This is a genomic window from Roseburia rectibacter (assembly GCF_014287515.2).
In the GTDB taxonomy this organism is placed as follows: Bacteria; Bacillota; Clostridia; order Lachnospirales; family Lachnospiraceae; genus Roseburia; species Roseburia rectibacter.
On the sequence record NZ_CP092473.1, the window covers coordinates 1,252,317 to 1,269,854 of the forward strand.

13 protein-coding genes, 1 tRNA gene and 1 riboswitch are annotated in these 17,538 nt (G+C 42.4%); of the genes, 13 read left to right on the top strand and 1 reads right to left on the bottom strand.

From position 1 onward, the window contains the following. Positions 1-7 precede the first annotated feature (7 nt). From cysS to H8S51_RS06035, 7 genes are all read left to right on the top strand, one after another. Positions 8-1,423, top strand: a complete 1,416-nt coding sequence (gene cysS, locus H8S51_RS06005; protein ID WP_186898982.1) for a cysteine--tRNA ligase — start codon at positions 8-10, stop codon at positions 1,421-1,423. 16 nt (positions 1,424-1,439) lie between these two features. After that, positions 1,440-1,874 (top strand): Mini-ribonuclease 3, encoded by a 435-nt coding sequence (locus H8S51_RS06010; protein WP_186898981.1) that lies wholly within the window; start codon positions 1,440-1,442, stop codon positions 1,872-1,874. A gap of 12 nt (positions 1,875-1,886) precedes the next feature. Continuing rightward, positions 1,887-2,627: a 23S rRNA (guanosine(2251)-2'-O)-methyltransferase RlmB gene (gene rlmB / locus H8S51_RS06015; protein ID WP_006858561.1), complete on the top strand. Its 741-nt coding sequence runs from the start codon at positions 1,887-1,889 to the stop codon at positions 2,625-2,627. Between the two features lie 27 nt (positions 2,628-2,654). Further along, the gene (locus tag H8S51_RS06020; RefSeq protein WP_117919770.1) at positions 2,655-3,281 is read left to right on the top strand and encodes a sigma-70 family RNA polymerase sigma factor; all 627 of its coding nucleotides are present in this window, start codon (positions 2,655-2,657) and stop codon (positions 3,279-3,281) included. Positions 3,282-3,561: 280 nt separating this feature from the next. Further along, positions 3,562-3,685: riboswitch (TPP riboswitch) on the top strand. Positions 3,686-3,779: 94 nt separating this feature from the next. Next, on the top strand, positions 3,780-5,084 hold the full coding sequence (thiC, locus tag H8S51_RS06025; protein ID WP_117919768.1) for a phosphomethylpyrimidine synthase ThiC: 1,305 nt from the start codon (positions 3,780-3,782) through the stop codon (positions 5,082-5,084). Positions 5,085-5,149: 65 nt separating this feature from the next. Next, positions 5,150-6,331, top strand: a complete 1,182-nt coding sequence (locus H8S51_RS06030) for a PIN domain-containing protein (RefSeq protein ID WP_186898980.1) — start codon at positions 5,150-5,152, stop codon at positions 6,329-6,331. 220 nt (positions 6,332-6,551) lie between these two features. Next, a tRNA-Thr gene (locus tag H8S51_RS06035) sits at positions 6,552-6,624 on the top strand. Positions 6,625-6,746: 122 nt separating this feature from the next. On the opposite strand, the gene H8S51_RS06040 is transcribed toward H8S51_RS06035, so the two are convergent. Then, the gene (locus H8S51_RS06040; protein ID WP_158570861.1) at positions 6,747-6,890 is read right to left on the bottom strand and encodes an adenylate kinase; all 144 of its coding nucleotides are present in this window, start codon (positions 6,888-6,890) and stop codon (positions 6,747-6,749) included. A gap of 216 nt (positions 6,891-7,106) precedes the next feature. Between H8S51_RS06040 and H8S51_RS06045 the strand changes: the two genes are divergently transcribed. The 6 genes from H8S51_RS06045 (at position 7,107) to coaE (ending at position 17,538) form a co-directional block, all read left to right on the top strand. Continuing rightward, positions 7,107-9,137: an LTA synthase family protein gene (locus tag H8S51_RS06045; RefSeq protein ID WP_408639569.1), complete on the top strand. Its 2,031-nt coding sequence runs from the start codon at positions 7,107-7,109 to the stop codon at positions 9,135-9,137. Positions 9,138-9,163: 26 nt separating this feature from the next. Continuing rightward, positions 9,164-11,716: a YfhO family protein gene (locus tag H8S51_RS06050; protein ID WP_241070931.1), complete on the top strand. Its 2,553-nt coding sequence runs from the start codon at positions 9,164-9,166 to the stop codon at positions 11,714-11,716. A gap of 61 nt (positions 11,717-11,777) precedes the next feature. Next, the gene (locus H8S51_RS06055; RefSeq protein ID WP_186898978.1) at positions 11,778-12,242 is read left to right on the top strand and encodes an acyl-CoA thioesterase; all 465 of its coding nucleotides are present in this window, start codon (positions 11,778-11,780) and stop codon (positions 12,240-12,242) included. A 66-nt stretch (positions 12,243-12,308) separates the two neighbouring features. After that, the gene (locus H8S51_RS06060; protein WP_186898977.1) at positions 12,309-14,099 is read left to right on the top strand and encodes an aminopeptidase P family protein; all 1,791 of its coding nucleotides are present in this window, start codon (positions 12,309-12,311) and stop codon (positions 14,097-14,099) included. Positions 14,100-14,121: 22 nt separating this feature from the next. Further along, on the top strand, positions 14,122-16,902 hold the full coding sequence (gene polA / locus H8S51_RS06065; RefSeq protein WP_186898976.1) for a DNA polymerase I: 2,781 nt from the start codon (positions 14,122-14,124) through the stop codon (positions 16,900-16,902). A gap of 30 nt (positions 16,903-16,932) precedes the next feature. Then, a complete protein-coding gene (gene coaE / locus H8S51_RS06070; RefSeq protein WP_241070932.1) occupies positions 16,933-17,538 on the top strand; it encodes a dephospho-CoA kinase in 606 nt (201 codons plus the stop codon).

The window sequence follows — 17,538 nt, forward strand, 5'->3', positions numbered from 1 at the left end:
TATTTAAATGGAAAATAAATTTCAATTTTACAACACACTGACAAGAAAAGTAGAAACGGTAATCCCGCATGAGGATGGAAAGATCGGCATGTATACCTGTGGACCGACCGTATACCATTTTGCACATATCGGCAACCTCAGAAGTTACATCATGGAGGATGTATTGGAAAAATCACTCCGTTATGTCGGCTATGATGTCAAGCGCGTCATGAATATCACGGATGTCGGACATTTATCTTCTGATGCAGATACCGGCGAAGATAAGATGTTAAAAGGTGCAAAAAGAGAGCACAAGACAGTCATGGAGATCGCAAAATATTATACGGACGCTTTCTTTAGTGACTGCAAAAAATTAAACATCAAGACACCGGATGTTGTGGAGCCGGCAACGAACTGTATTCCGGAGTTCATCCATATGATCGAGGTGCTGCTTGAGAAAGGCTATGCCTATGTAGCAGGCGGAAATGTTTATTTTGACACTTCAAAATTAGACGATTATTATGTATTTTCTTCCCAGAGTGAGAAAGAACTGTTAGTCGGTGTCCGCGATGATGTGGAAGAAGATGTGAATAAGAAAAATAAAAATGATTTTGTACTCTGGTTTACAAAATCAAAATTCGAGGATCAGGCACTCAAATGGGATAGTCCATGGGGTGTTGGATATCCGGGATGGCATATTGAATGTTCCTGTATCAGCATGAAACATCTGGGCGAGTATGTAGATATCCACTGCGGAGGTGTAGACAATATTTTCCCGCACCATACCAATGAGATCGCGCAGTCCGAGAGTTACCTTGGCCATACATGGTGTAAATACTGGTTCCATGTACAGCATTTGAATGATAAATCCGGAAAAATGAGTAAGTCCAAAGGGGATTTTCTTACGGTATCCTTGCTGCAGGAAAAAGGTTATGATCCGATCGTATACCGTATGTTCTGTTTACAGTCCCACTACAGAAAACCGTTAGAGTTTTCTTATGAAGTGTTAGACAACATGGCTGCAGCTTATAAAAAACTGACCAAACGAATCGCAGAATTAAAGGATGAGGGAGCGGTACAGCAGGATAAATTTGATGCTTATAAGGCAAAATTTGAGAATGCGATCAGCAATGATTTGAATACATCAATGGCGATCACGATCATTTACGATCTGCTCAAAGATGATATGAATGATAAAACAAAACTTGCGTTGATCAATGATTTTGACAAAGTATTATCCTTAAATCTGACAACGGCACAGACAGATGCAAAAGAGGAGATCGATGCAGAGTTAGAAAACTATGTACTTGCAAAGATTGAGGAACGTAAGGAAGCAAAGAAAGCAAAAGATTTTGCAAAAGCAGATGCGATCCGCGATGAACTGCTTGAAAAGGGCATTGTACTGAAAGATACCAGAGAAGGTGTGATCTGGCACAAAGCGTGAGAGAGGGGAAATGCCGATGCAGAAAGGAATAGATTCCTATATTAAAGAACAGTTTGGGATCAGTGAAGTAGATATCCGGACATATTCACCTCTTACGTTAGCATATATCGGAGATGGGATATTTGACCTGGTGATCCGTTCGGTTGTTGTCGGAAAAGGAAACACGAGAGCAGGAGAGCTTCATAAGAGGACAAGCCAGATTGTAAAAGCGCACACACAGGCGGAGATGATCGAGAAATTACTTCCGGTTCTGACGGAGGAAGAAACGGAAGTGTACCGCCGCGGAAGAAATGCAAAATCGCCGACAATGGCAAAAAATGCGACAATGTCAGACTACCGGAAAGCAACCGGATTTGAGGCACTGATGGGATATCTGTATTTAAAAGATGAGTTTGAACGTCTGGTGGAACTGGTAAAGATAGGTGTGGACGAACTTGCACTGAAAATGTAAAAGGAGAGAGTAATGGGCTACGAAGAGCTGAAAATAGAGGGACGGAATGCGGTGCTTGAGGCATTCCGTTCCGGAAAAACGATTGATAAATTATTTGTGTTAGACGGCTGTCAGGACGGTCCGGTACGCACAATCGTAAGAGAGGCAAAAAAACACGACACGATCGTACATTTTGTGGAAAAGGAACGCTTAGACCAGCTTTCTGAGACAAAAAAACACCAGGGTGTGATCGCTGTTGCTGCTGCATATGAATATGCCGAGGTGGAAGATATGTTAAAACTGGCAGAAGAAAAGGGTGAGCCGCCGTTCTTATTTATTCTGGATAATATTGAGGACCCACATAATCTTGGTGCGATCATCCGTACCGCAAATCTTGCGGGGGCACATGGTGTTATTATTCCAAAACGCCGTGCAGTTGGTCTGACAGCTACCGTGGCAAAGACATCTGCCGGAGCGATCAACTATACCCCGGTTGCAAAGGTAACAAATCTGACTGCAACGATGAAAGAGTTAAAGGACAAAGGAATGTGGTTTGTCTGCGCAGATATGGATGGAACCTGTATGTATGATCTCGATCTGAAAGGACCGATCGGTCTTGTGATCGGCAGTGAAGGCGAAGGTGTTGGCAGACTTGTGCGTGAAAACTGCGATTTTGTTGCGTCTATCCCAATGAAGGGGGATATTGATTCTTTGAACGCATCAGTAGCAGCAGGTGTACTTGCATATGAGATCGTGCGGCAGCGTATGCGCTAAATTTGCAGCGGGAGTCTTGGGAGGAACATGTTAGAGTCATATCAGGATTTGACAGACGAACAGTTGATCGCGGTATTAAAAGACAGCGGTGATACGGACGGAAAGATCATGGATTATATTCTGGATAAATATAAACCGCTGGTCCGCAAAAAGGCAAATGCAGTATTTTTAATCGGTGGGGAGACGGATGATCTGATCCAGGAGGGAATGATCGGTCTGTTTAAGGCAATCAGAGATTTTGATAACACGAAAGAAGCGTCTTTTTTTCATTTTGCGGAATTATGTATCACAAGACAGTTATATAAGGCAGTTGAGGCGTCAAACCGCAAGAAGCATGCACCACTTAATTCTTATGTTTCTTTCTATTCAGAAAACGGCGAAAACGGATATCCGCTGGCGGAAACACTGACGATGGATGGAATCGGCAATCCGGAGCAGATGATGATCGATCAGGAGAATGTAGCGCAGTTCTGGAAAAGGCTCCGGACACATTTAAGCAGGATGGAACGGGAAGTATTAGACCAGTACCTTGCGGGACTTCATTATCAGCAGATTGCAGAAAAGATGGGAAAGACGCCAAAATCCATTGATAATGCGCTTTCGCGTATTAAGGCAAAAATCCGTGAGATGAATCCTGAAATGGGGAAGATGTAAAAGAATTATCTGCTTTTTTGTGGATTGTTACGAAAAATAATTATGCATGTTGCATAAAAAATAAAAGAGAAAATTGTAACATTTGTGAACACTTATTGAGAAAATCATGCTATTATAATGACTGTAAAAACCCCCCAATACATTATATATAGTTTTTGCTATACCCCATAGTAAAAATACCTTCTCCTAAAAAGACAGCATCGGCTGTCTTTTTTATTGTACAAATATTGACAACTATCATAGATTCCGCTAGACTGAATGAGTCGGTAAAATATAATAGAAAACAACGCAGAGGGACTGCATGTCTGGGATAGTGCCTGGAGAGATTGCAGTTGAGAAGGTTAAAACCTGACTCTTTGAACCTGTCAGTTAATACTGTCGTAGGGAGCGTATTGGGAAGATGTTATCTCCTGTCGCACTTGCGGCAGGAGATTTTTTTAATCATTCATAGAAAAATTCTCATCGCCAGCAGTCTTTCATGCGAAAAGGAGAAAATGTATGGAACAGTATACAACACAGATGGATGCAGCAAGAAAAGGCATTGTGACAAAAGAATTAGAGATCGTGGCAAAAAAGGAGCGTATGACAGTAGAGGAACTGATGCCGCTTGTAGCAGAGGGAAAAGTTGCAATCTGCGCAAACAAACATCACACATGTATTGATCCGGAGGGCGTGGGGTCCATGCTCCGCACAAAGATCAATGTCAATCTTGGTGTGTCAAGGGACTGCAAAGATTATGATGTGGAGATGGAGAAAGTTATGGCGGCAGTCAATATGGGCGCACATGCTATTATGGATTTATCCTCTCATGGAAATACAATTCCGTTCCGCAGAAAACTGACAGCAGAATGTCCGGCTATGATCGGTACAGTGCCGATCTATGATTCCGTTATCCATTATCAGAGAGATCTTGCGACACTGACTGCAAAAGATTTTATTGATGTGGTACGTCTGCATGCGGAGGACGGCGTGGATTTTGTGACACTGCACTGTGGAATCACAAGAAAGACGATCGAGCAGATCCGGAAACATAAACGTAAAATGAATATTGTTTCCCGCGGAGGTTCTCTTGTATTTGCGTGGATGTGTATGACTGGAGAAGAAAATCCGTTTTATGAATATTACGATGAGATCCTTGAGATCTGCCGTGAGCATGATGTGACCATTTCACTTGGAGATGCCTGCCGTCCCGGATGTCTTGCGGATGCATCTGATGTATGCCAGATTGAAGAACTGGTAAGACTTGGAGAACTGACAAAACGTGCATGGGAGAAAGATGTACAGGTTATGGTCGAAGGACCGGGTCATATGCCGATGGATCAGATCGCAGCCAATATGAAGATCCAGCAGACAATCTGTATGGGTGCACCTTTTTATGTGTTAGGACCACTTGTTACGGATATTGCACCAGGATATGATCATATCACATCTGCGATCGGAGGGGCGATCGCAGCGCAGAACGGAGCAGCATTCTTATGTTATGTCACACCGGCAGAACACCTGGCACTGCCAAACGTGGAGGATGTAAAACAGGGGATCATTGCATCGAAGATCGCAGCACATGCAGCAGACATTGCAAAGGGTGTCCGTGGAGCAAGGGAGATCGATGATAAGATGGCAGATGCAAGACGTGTATTAGACTGGGATGCACAGTGGGAATGTGCAATAGATCCGGAAACGGCTAAAGCAATCTGGAACAGCAGAAAACCGGAACACGAGGATACCTGTTCCATGTGTGGAAAATTCTGTGCAGTACGCAGCATGAATAAAGCACTTGCGGGAGAATATATTGATATTCTGTAAAAAAGAGTAGAGGCATGATTCCGTCTTATGTTATAATAAATGTGTTTCGATCAGCCGGTGATCAGATGAAAAGAATATATTTGGTTGACAGTGAGAATGTAGGAGATATATGGGTACCGTTACTGGTAGCATCACAGCCTGATGAGGAAGTGATCGTATTTTATACGCAGAAAAGTCCGCATATGAATTACGAAAATGTGAGGTTATTAAAGGAGACGGAGAAAGAAGCAGAGTTTATAAAATGTTTTGAGGGAAGCAATGCACTTGATTTCCAGCTTGTTACACAGCTTGGGTATATGTTGTGTGAGAATCAGGAAAACAGTTATGTGATCGTTTCAAATGATACCGGATTTGATGCAGCAGTCCGCTATTGGAAACAGCGTAATATGCCGGTACAGCGTATCAGCGGAAAAGAATTAAGCCGCAGATTACAGCAGAAGACAAAAACAGCAGAGTTATTGGAAAATTCCACAGAAGCTGCGACAGGGCGGACGGCAGAGTTTCTGAAACACGAGACAGAAGCTGCGACAGGGCAGACGGCAGAGTTTCTGAAACACGAGACAGAAGCTGCGACAGGGCAGACCGCAGAGTTTCTGAAACACGAGACAGAAGCTGCGACGGAGCAGACAGCTGAGTCTATGAAAAACGAAACGGTAACTGCGGAAGAACAGGTACAGACAGAAAAATATGCGGAATCAGAAGAAATGTCTGAACCAGAAGAGATTCAGATGGAAATGCCGGATGAAATTATGAGACCGGATGAAACAGCAGATGGGAATCAGCAGGATGAAGAATTGTCAGATGCAGATCCTGAGAAGAATATAATGGTGAAAACACCAGAGATTTCAAAGGAACAGGATGAGGTTATCCGCAGCCTGCTTACCTGCATCAGCAAAGATCGTCTTGCAGATTTTCACAATGCACTGGTATTGTTCTTTGGGGAAGAGATTGGAAAAGAACTTTACCAGGAAGCAAAGAACAGTTCTGCATATGCGATCTGCCGTGAGAATCAGAATGCGATCAGTGAGGAAGAGAAGTTTGATGTTTATTGTCAGACAGTATTTGCCTACAGTGATCCAAAACTGGACTGTCCGGAAGATTTTTCCTCGTTTTTGTATAAGGCAAATGCGAAGAGAAAGAATCTCAATTCATTAAGAGCTGCATTGCAGGGACATTATGGCAAAGATAAGGGAATGAAATATTATTCTCTTTTTAAGTCACACATCAAGATTATGAATCGGATGTAAAAAAGGAGAGGCTGATTGAAACAAAACGGGAAGAACATAACGGATGTGGTGACAAAACACCATCTGGCCAGAAGACCCGAAGAACACAATCCCGGTGAGACATGGAATGTTGATCTGGGATTGTGTAAATTTTTTGAAAAATTACAAAAATTTCCTGCATTTTATGCTTGACAAGCGTACAATCCTATTGTATAGTAATACAGGTGTTGAAAAACACAATGCTGCTGTGGCTCAGTCGGTAGAGCGTCGCATTGGTAGTGCGGAGGTCACGGGTCCGATTCCCGTCAGCAGCTTTTTTTGTGCCCAAAAAGATCATAAACAGCAGATTGCATATTTTGAAGGAAGATTTTTTATCACGGATAAAAGGAACAGAGCGGCAGACGGTCGCTCTGTTTTTTTAATAAAAATACAAAATTTAGTTCTTTTTGATCTGTTTATCTGTATTACCGGCAATAAAATGATCAATGAGAAGATTGATCGTATGCTGCTGTGTTTCAATGATTTTTCGGAAAGTTTCATTCTCTTTTGTCAGACGGTTGATTTCAGATTCACTATTCATTTTCATCTTCCTTTTTGCGCCACTCAAATCGATACAGGTATTGTATATATTTTCATGTTAAAAAAAATTATTTGAAATGTCAAGACAATAAAGACGTCTGTGGGAAAGATTATTGCTTTATTAACATAAAGCGTCAAAATAACTATTTTATTCGACAGAACATGCAAAAAATAAAGGCTGGGAAATAGTGTTGCAATACTGGAAACTTATGAATTTATGAATTTTTTACGAATAGATGTTATTTGCTGGAGGAATGTGCTAAAATATCATTCGGCTAATTATCTAAAGGGAAGATACACCCTTGAAATGAGGTTTGACATGAATGCTAGCAGAAAAAGAAAAAATACGAAACCAAAAGGTTTCTGGGAAAAATTAAAAGAGCAGAGAAATGAGAAAATAGCAGCCAGGAACAAAAAGTCGGATAAGAAGAATGATATTTTAAAAAAGGCAGGAAGCAGTATCATATCGTTGCTGCTTGTCATATTGCCGCCTGCGGCATGTTTTTATCTTATGGAGTGTTATTCACACAATCCGTTTATGGTCGTGCGTCCGTGGGCTCAGTTTTTTAATATTGTACTGTTTTTACTGGTAACGATTGTACTGTTTTTGCTGACAGGAAAATTAAAGACAGCACACCGGATCGTTTATGGTGTGGCGATGATCTATGGTATTGCAAACAGTTATGTAGTGCGTTTCCGTACAAATCCGATCGTGCCGTGGGATATTTTTTCATGGAAAACGGCGGCGAGTGTGGCGGATAATTATAATTTTATGCCGGATACGCGTATGGTCGTGGTAACACTGGTGTTTCTTGTGGCAATCGCATTATTTCATTTTATAAAGGTAAAAGTAACACGTTTTGTATTCTGGAAACGGCTTATTCCGGCAGCACTTGTGGCTGTGGTGCTTTCACTGTTTGCGGGAACCTTACAGCAGGAGAGCTTTCAGAACAGCCACAGACTTTATAATAAGCTGTTTACACCGGTCTACATGACAGATGTGGATGGAATGGCAGTCACATTTGTGATGAATCTTGCATATATGTCGATCGATAAACCGGAGCATTACAGTGACTCGGAGGCACAGGCAGTGCTTGATTCCTACGGAGCAGGAGGTGCAATGTCGGAGGATACTGATCCGGCAGCAAAAGATGATACACAAAAGGATGAAGAACTTCCAAATATCATTGTGATGATGAATGAGTCGTTTTCGGATCTGTCGGTTCTGGGTGATTTTGAGACAAATGAGGATTACATGCCGTTTATTCACAGCTTGGAACAGGGAGCAGAAAATACGGTTACCGGAATGTTAAACGTATCTGTATGTGGCGGAAATACGGCAAATACCGAGTTTGAATTTCTGACCGGCAATACCATGGCATTTCTTCCACAGGGAAGTATTCCGTACCAGCAGTATATCAATGGGGATTTAAAGGCACTTCCGGATTATCTGAAAACATTAGGATATCAGACGATTGCAACACATCCATACAATGCAGGCGGATGGGAACGTGATACGGTTTATCCGATGTTAGGTTTTAACGAAAGTGTATTTAAAGATGAGTATGTGAATCCACAGTATGTGAGACAGTATATCAGTGATGAGAGCTGTGTGGATAAGATTATCGAATTTTATGAAAATAAAGAAACAGATAAACCATTGTTTGTTTTTAATGTGACAATGCAGAATCACGGTGGATATCAGGATCAGTATGGCAATTTTACCCCGGATATCTCAGTGAAAGATTCCACTAATTTTTCGCTGCAGCAGTATTTATCGCTGGTAAAACTTTCTGATTCAGCGTTGGAGTCTTTAATCTCTTATTTTAAAGATGCAGATGAAAAAACAGTGATCGTTTTCTTCGGGGATCACCAGCCGAGTGATGCCGTTGCATCTACGGTTCTTGCAAAAAATGGAATGTCCTGGAATCACCTGACAGAGGAACAGCAGAAACTGCGTTATCAGGTTCCTTATGTGGTATGGGCAAATTATGATATTGATGAGGAAACGGGTGCAGATACGAGTGCAAATTATCTTGCAGCAGAAGTGTTAGAGCGTGCAGGTGTTCCACTGGACGAATACCGTTCCTATCTGATGCATTTAAAGACAGAATATCCGGTCATTTCTGCCGTGCGTACGGTAAAAGCAGATGGCAGTGAAGTGCGGGCTTCCGATGAAAAAGATGAGATGGATATTTACCGGAAACTGCAGTATTATGAGTTGTTTGATCATGGAACTGTCAATTAGAAAATGATAAAAAGAGAGGTTTTGTTTTGAAAAGAGAAAAGAAACTACAAAATCAATTGTGGGAAGAAAGAATGCCGCTTCTTGCTTCATTCTTTCTGCCATTTTTTATTCTGGTTGTGATATGTATCCTTCATGATGTTTATCCGTTTGGAGAGCAGTGTATTTTACACATTGATATGTACCATCAGTACTGTCCTTTTTTCACGGAGCTGATGGATAAGATCAAACATGGCGGCAGTCTGTTTTACTCATGGAATGTCGGACTGGGGGCAGATTTCATCTCTCTGTATGCCTATTATCTGGCAAGCCCCCTGAACTGGCTGCTGCTGTTATGTCCGCAAAATCATGTGATCGAATTTATGACCTTGCTTGTGATCTTGAAAATTTCATTTGCGGGACTGTTTTTTGGTTATTATTTAAAAGAGCACTTTGAAAAAAATCATATTGCGGTCAGTATTTTTGCGACAGCCTATGCATTGTGCGGATTCTCCGCAGCCTATGCATGGGATATCATGTGGTTAGACTGTATGATGTTAGCGCCGCTTGTTGTTCTTGGACTCGAAAAACTGATCAAAGAGAAAAAGGTACTGCTTTATTATATCTCGCTGTCTTTATGCATTATCAGTAATTATTACATTGCGATCATGGTATGCATTTTTCAGGTGATCTGGTTTTTGATCACATGGCTTGAAAATAAGGAAACAGGGATCGGGGCCTGGATTCGTTTTGCAGTTTATTCTCTTCTGGCAGGTGGAACGGGTGCAGTTCTGATCATTCCTGAGGCGATCACACTTGGTGCGAGTGGGTCACAGAATATTTCGTTCCCGGATACGATGGAATGGTATTTTAACATCATTGCGGAGCTGGGAAGACATTCTGTGATGGCAGAGCCCTATACAGGAAAAGACCACTGGCCAAATATTTACTGTGGAGTATTTGTTATTCTTTTGTTTGTACTATATTTGCTTAATCGTGAAATATCCTGGAAAAAGAAGCTGGCGCGTGGAATTCTGGCAGTATTTTTTGTTCTCAGTTTTTCAAATAATATACTTGATTTCATCTGGCATGGTATGCATTTTCCTGATTCCCTGCCGGGAAGACAGACTTTTTTATACGCATTTTTATTGCTTGCGGTTGCATATGAGGCATTTTTACATTTTAAAGGGACGCGGTTTTTAGATGTGATCGCAGCGGGAGTGGCATCAGTTGGTCTGATGGCAGTTTCCTGTCATTTTTCCGATGGGACGATCTTAGGAGAGAGCGCGGCAACGGCAACTTATGTATTTCTGGGCAGCTATATTGTGGTGCTGCTGATCTATTTTTATGCGGAGGAATGTATCCGGGAAGATGAGGTAAAAAAGATCGGAAGGATCAAAAGGGCAACCAGGGAAGAACTGAAGAAGATCATGCTTGTCTGTGGCTGCGTAGCGATGCTGTTAGAATTATTCTTTAATTACAATGTGACCGGACTTGAGACAACAAGCAGGACTGCTTATGTAAAGGCGGTGGATGATTATCATGTGGTACTTGCAGAGGCAAAAGATCAGGCACAGAAGGAAGGCGTATTATTTTACCGGACAGAGGAATTAGAGCGTAAAACGAAAAATGATGCCGCATTGTATGGATATCGTTCTGCAACACAGTTTTCGTCACTGATGAATTTAGATGTCAGTCATTTTTATCAGGCAGTCGGAATGGAGGGCGGTAAGAATTTTTACTGCGTGAATGGGGCAACACCGCTTTTATCTGCGATGTTATCCCTGCGCTATGTGATCGCAGATAATGCGCTTGAGGCAAATCCGATCCGTTCTTTTGTGGCAGGAAGCGGAAACACTTATCTCTATGAAAATAAATACGTGCTCCCGCTTGGCTTTATGATGGATGAGAATGTGATCGAAGCGTGGGATTATTCTGATTTAGACGAGATCACAGCGCAGAATAAACTTGCAGAACTTCTCGGTGCAGATGAGACGATGCTGACAGAGATCCCATCGGAATCAGTGGTCGGAGAATCAACGATTGATGTGCAGGAAGATGCATATATTTTTGCTACCTATGATTCGACGACCGTGGACAGCCTGACAGAAGAGATCAGTGACGGCAGGACAAAATCTTTCACGAAAGTTTCGCATGGTTATACGCTTGATCTTGGATACTGCACGGCAGGTACGGAAGTAAAGATCAAAAACAGCAGCGAGGAGAGGGTGAACATTACTGCATATGCCTTAAATCTCGATGCAGTAGATACTGCTTATCAGACATTAAATGAGCAGACGATGGAGATGACGTCATTTTCCGATACGAAGATCACCGGAACGATCGATGTGAAAAAAGAAGGACGGCTGATCTTTTCAGTGGCGGATGATGCAGGATGGAAATTGTATGTTGATGGAGAAGAAACCAAGCCGGAAGTTTTTGGAGAGGCATTTATCAGTACTTATCTTGAAAAAGGAACACACACGATCGAACTGCGTTACCGGACACCTGGATTTATGGTGGGAGCCGGGATCTCATTTGTCTGTGTTATGATCGTTATCCTGACCGCATGCCTGACCGCACGGATAAAAAGGCACCATTGAAATTAAAGCGGTTCTGTGAGATACTATAGCTTGGAGGAGTTTGAGAAAGGTAGTGATTTATATGAGTAAAAAAGAGATAGAAATTTATAATGAAAATGCCGATGATATCAAAATCCGCCCATATGAGCATCATGCAAAATATTATGAGACGGATCAGATGGGGATCATCCATCATTCAAATTACATCAAATGGATGGAAGAGGCGAGGATGGATCTCATGGATCAGATCGGACTCAGTTACAAACAGATGGAGGAGATGGAGATCATAAGTCCTGTGCTCTCCGTATCCTGTGAGTATCACAGCATGGTACATTTTGATGATACCGTCGTAATCGAGACAAAGATCACCCGTTATAATGGTATCAAGATGGATGTGGAATACCGGATGACAGACAAAGAGACCGGAGAACTGCGGACAACCGGAAAGAGTTCCCACTGCTTTTTGAACCGTTCCGGAAGACCGATCTCATTAAAACGATCTTATCCGGAGATCGATACGAAGTTTTTTGAGTATACGGATGCGTGATGAAAGAAACAGCCATCATGTAATATACAGATTTTGGAAAATATATAAGAAAGAGGAAAGTAAGAAATGATACAGGAAAGATTAAAGGCACTGCGTGCAGAGATGGAGAAAAGAGGGATCACTGTATATGTTGTGCCGACTGCTGATTTCCATGAATCAGAATATGTAGGAGACCATTTTAAGGCAAGAAAGTTTATTACCGGATTTACCGGTTCTGCAGGAACTGCCGTTATCACAGCAGAGGAGGCAGGGCTCTGGACGGATGGACGTTACTTTGTACAGGCGGAAAACCAGCTTAAGGGCAGCACAGTTACACTCTACCGCATGGGCGAAGAGGGCGTGCCAACAGTAGATGAATTTGTAAAAGATAAATTAAACGAAGGTGGATGTCTCGGATTTGACGGACGTGTTGTAAACGGTACCTGGGGAGGTAAACTTGAAAAAATTGCTTCTGCAAAAAATGCCTCCATGCATGTGACAGAAGATCTGATCGACCTGATCTGGGAAGACCGCCCTGCATTGTCAAAACAGCCTTTATTTATTTTAGAAGAAAAATATTCCGGAAAAAGCACCGCGGATAAAATTGCAGATCTAAGGAAAGCTATGAAGGAGAATGGTGCAAATGTCCATATTTTAACTTCTCTTTATGATATCGCATGGCTTTTAAATATCCGTGGCAATGATATTGATTATGTGCCGGTCGTATTGTCATATCTGGTGCTGACAGAAACAGAATGTATCTGGTTTTTGCAGGAGGATGTAGTGGATGATAAGATCCGTGCTTATCTGGATGAAAACCATATCATTACAAAACCATATAATGCGGTCTACGATTATGTACCGGAAATCCCGGCAGACGCAGTCGTGCTGATGAACCGCGGCATGGTTAATTACCGTATCGTAAACAGTCTTGATAAAGCAATCAAAGTTGTGGATAAACCGAACCCGACCGAGCTTATGAAAGCAGTAAAAAATAAGACGGAGGTGGATAACACCAGAGCTGCACATGTAAAAGACGGTGTTGCATTTACGAAGTTCATGTACTGGCTCAAGACAAATATCGGCAAGATCCCTATGACAGAGATCTCGGCTTCTGACTATCTTGAAGCGCGAAGAAGAGAGCAGGAGAATTTTATTGAGTTGAGTTTTGATACGATCTGTGCTTATGGTGCAAATGCTGCGATGATGCATTATGCTGCAACACCGGAATCAGATACGGAATTAAAACCGGAAGGATTCTTACTGGTGGATTCCGGCGGACATTACTTTGAGGGAACCACGGATATCACAAGAACCATGGCACTTGGACCGATCACAGATGAGATGCGTCTGCATTTCACAACCGTATGCAGATCGAATATGAATCTTGCACATGCGAAATTCTTATATGGATGTACCGGATTAAACCTTGATATTTTGTCCCGTGGTCCTCTCTGGGAGATGGGCATTGATTATAAATGCGGTACCGGACATGGCGTTGGGTATGTGTTAAACGTACATGAGGGACCGAATGGTTTCCGCTGGAGAGTTGTGCCGGAGCGTCATGACAATGGTGTTTTAGAAGAAGGAATGATCACGACAGATGAGCCGGGCGTATATTTAGAGGGCAGATACGGCATCCGTACGGAAAATGAACTTGTATGCCGTAAGGCTGAGAAAAATGAGTATGGTCAGTTCATGGAATTTGAAAATATTACCTATGCGCCGATCGATCTTGATGCGATCGATCCGGATCTTTTAAGCGCACGTGAGAAAAAGATGTTAAATGATTATCATAAGATGGTATATGATACCATTTCCCCGTATATGACACCGGAGGAAAATGAGTGGCTGAAACGCTACACAAGAGCAATCTAAAAGACAGAGAATGGAGAGAACAATGGGCGGAAAGCTGGTATTGATTGACGGACACAGTATTTTGAACAGGGCATTTTTCGGAATCCCGGATCTGACGAATTCGGAGGGACTTCATACGAACGCAGTCTATGGATTTTTGAATATTATGTTCAAGATTTTAGAGGAGGAGCAGCCGGATTATCTGACGGTTGCATTTGATGTGTCAGAGCCGACTTTCCGCCATAAAATGTTCGCCGAATACAAAGGCACGAGAAAGCCGATGGCACAGGAACTGAGAGAACAGGTTCCGCTCATAAAAGAAATGTTAAAGGCGATGGGAGTCACCACGATCGAAAAAGGCGGTTACGAGGCAGATGACCTGCTTGGAACCATTGCAAAACAGAGCGAACAGAAAGGTCTTACCGTTTCCGTGGTTTCCGGCGACCGTGATCTTTTACAGCTTGCAACGGATCATATAAAGATCCGTATCCCAAAAACAAAGCGCACCGGTACAGAGATTGAAGATTACAATGCCACAGAGGTAAAAGAAAAGTATCAGGTAACACCGATCGAATTTATAGATGTCAAGGCACTGATGGGTGATACAGCGGACAATATTCCGGGTGTGCCTGGGATCGGTGAAAAGACGGCAACTGCGATCATTGCGCAATACGGAAGTATTGAAAATGCCTATGCGCATGTGGATGAATTAAAGCCGCCGCGTGCAAGCAAAAATTTAAAAGAATACTATGATCTTGCACAGATGAGCAAGACTCTTGCAACGATCGAGATCCATGCGGATATTGATTATGATCTTGCAGGAGCAAAGCTAAATGGAATTTCTGGACTGTATACGGAGGAGGCATACCTTCTCTGCAAACGTTTGGAATTTAAAAATCTTTTAAACCGGTTTGAGGTAGATACTCCGAAAAATCAGGCGGCAGAACATTTTAAATTTGTGGAAGACCGAAAGGAAGCAGAGAAAGTATTTGCGAAGCTGCGCGGAAAAGACTGTGGTTTTTATATTGTTTTCGGAGATAAAAAGAAGGATAGCCACGAGGAAGCAGACGGGCAGATGAATCTGTTTGCGGCAGGAGATATGCCGGGGGCAGACAGTGAGCCGTCCGGCATCGTTGAAAGCGCAGAAAATGATGCAGTGGAGTGTTGCATTGGTGCTGCCGTTTCAATTGGTGGGGAAGAAACCTTTTTTATAAAAGCAGGAGAAAATCTTCCGGCAAAGCAGATCATGTCCATGCTTACCACGAGTGAAGCTTCATCCTATGCGACACTTGATTTAAAACCACAGCTTGCAGCACTTGGTTTACTGGAACGTCAGAAAAATGGTAATATTGCTTTATCAGATCTTTTTGACGGAGTGATCGCAGCCTATCTTCTGAATCCGTTAAAAAATGAATATCCATATGAAGATATTGCAAAAGACTATCTGGGACAGATGGTGCCGTCTAAGGCGGATCTTCTTGGAAAACAGACCATAGAGCAGGCAATGAAAAATGCGCCGGAAGCATTCCTAAGTTATGTATGCTACATGGCATATGTGGCGCAGGCATCAAAGAAGACACTCGAAGATGATCTGAAAGAAGAGGGCATGGATCAGCTATTTTCCGAGATTGAGATGCCACTTGTATTTACTCTTGCAGATATGGAAAATGAGGGAATCATTGCATGCAGGGATGCGCTGATGGAGTATGGAGATAAACTTGCAGTGCGTATCGCAGAACTGGAAAAACAGATTTATGAGGAGGCTGGGGAAGAATTTAATATCAATTCCCCAAAACAGCTTGGAGTAATTTTATTCGAGAAACTTTCCATGCCATATGGGAAGAAAACAAAGACCGGATACTCAACGGCAGCAGATGTGTTAGAACGGCTTGCACCGGAATACCCGATCGTTTCCGATATTTTAGAATACCGTCAGCTTACCAAGTTAAAGTCCACCTATGCGGACGGACTGGTAAACTATATCGCAGAAGATGGCAGAATCCATACCAGTTTTAATCAGACGATCACAGCTACCGGACGTTTGAGCAGTACGGAGCCGAATCTTCAGAATATTCCTATGCGGATCGAACTGGGAAGACTGATCCGTAAGGCGTTTGTGCCAAAAGAAGGATTTGAGTTTATGGATGCCGATTATTCGCAGATCGAACTTCGCGTTTTAGCGCACATGTCAGGGGACGAAAAGCTGATCGAGGCATACCGGGAAGCACAGGATATTCACAGAATTACCGCATCCCAGGTATTTCACATTCCGTTCGACGAAGTGACGGATCTGCAGCGCCGCAATGCCAAGGCAGTAAATTTTGGAATCGTATACGGAATCAGTTCATTTGGACTGAGTCAGGATTTAAGCATCAGTAAGAAAGAGGCAGCAGAGTATATAGAGCGTTACTTTGAAACTTATCCGAAGATCAAGACATTTTTAGATGGACTTGTGACGGAGGCAAAAGAAAAAGGTTATGTGACGACTATGTTTGGAAGAAGGCGTCCGGTACCGGAACTTTCGAGCAGCAATTTTATGCAGCGTTCGTTTGGTGAACGTGTTGCCATGAACTCTCCGATTCAGGGAACGGCGGCAGACATTATCAAGATCGCAATGATACGTGTGCATGACAGACTGTTAAAAGAAAATTTAAGATCGCGTCTGATCTTAACAGTGCATGATGAACTGTTGGTGGAGACAGCGGTTGAGGAGGAAGATGCAGTCAAAAAGATTCTTGAAGAAGAAATGCATGGAGCAGCAGACCTTGCGGTAACGCTTGAGATTGATGCACATGTGGGAAAAAACTGGTATGAAGCAAAATAAAATATTTCAGTTTCGGGGAGCACAGAACAGATGAAATTTATAGGAATTACCGGCGGTGTCGGTGCGGGAAAATCAGAAATACTTCATTATCTCGAAACAAAAGACGGCGTAAAAGTCATGCTGGCGGATGAGATCGCACACGAACTGATGCTTCCGGGAACAGATTGTTATCAGAAATTAAAAGACAGATTCCGGAATGAAGATATCTGGTCAGAGGATGGTTCGTTTGACCGGAAAAAGTTAGCAGCAGTTATTTTTTCAGATGGGGGAAAAAGAGAAACTTTAAATGGAATCGTGCATCCTGCAGTCAAGAGATACATCAGAACTGTTGCAGAAGCAGAGCGGGAAAAGGGAGAACTTAAGATCCTTGTTTTAGAGGCGGCACTTTTGATTGAAGAACATTATGATGAAATTTGTGACGAACTTTGGTATATTTATACCAGAGAGGATATAAGAAAAGAACGCCTTATGAGATCGCGCGGATATTCCATGCAGAAAGTACAGCAGATTTTTGACAGTCAGTTAGAGGAATCTGTTTACCGGAAGTATTGTAAAGTGGTGATCGATAATAACGGAACGGTGGAAGAAGCAAGAAAGCAGATTGATTTGGCAATCACAAATATGGAGAACGAGTAG